The following is a 467-nucleotide window of genomic DNA, read 5'->3' on the forward strand; positions in this document are numbered from 1 at the left end:
ATGGATAAGTTAATGGAGAATCATTGGTTTTTAAAGGGGATCTCATTACTATTGGCGTGTATGCTTTTTATGTCAGCGACTTTAACTGAAAAAAATACGACATCGGGGATACTACCTTTTGCAAATGATGCGAAAGAAACATTAACTAATTATGCTATTAACGTTAAGTATGATGAAGAGAAATATATTGTAAGTGGTATTCCGGCAGAGGGCGTTAAGGTGAAGTTAGAGGGTCCAAAGGCAGCAGTTGCTACGGCAAAAGCGAAAAAACAATTTGATATACCAGTTGATTTGAGAGGTAGCGAAAAAGGAACGTATGAAGTTTCTTTGAAAACGAATGGACTTCCAGATGATGTGAAAGGAACAGTTCAGCCATCAACAATTAAAATTACTCTTCATGAAAAAGCGAGAAAATATGTTCATGTAGACTTGAAATTATCAAATGAGGATCAGATGTCAGCTGGTGC

At 36.4% G+C, this 467-nt stretch carries 1 protein-coding gene; it reads left to right on the plus strand.

Annotated elements, in window-relative coordinates; all coding sequences use genetic code 11:
- A partial coding sequence (locus MR083_RS26905; protein WP_242270108.1) for a CdaR family protein occupies positions 1-467 on the plus strand: 467 nt, incomplete at its 3' end.

Source organism: Bacillus cereus group sp. BfR-BA-01408, assembly GCF_022663305.1.
GTDB classification, from domain to species: domain Bacteria; phylum Bacillota; class Bacilli; order Bacillales; family Bacillaceae_G; genus Bacillus_A; species Bacillus_A pacificus.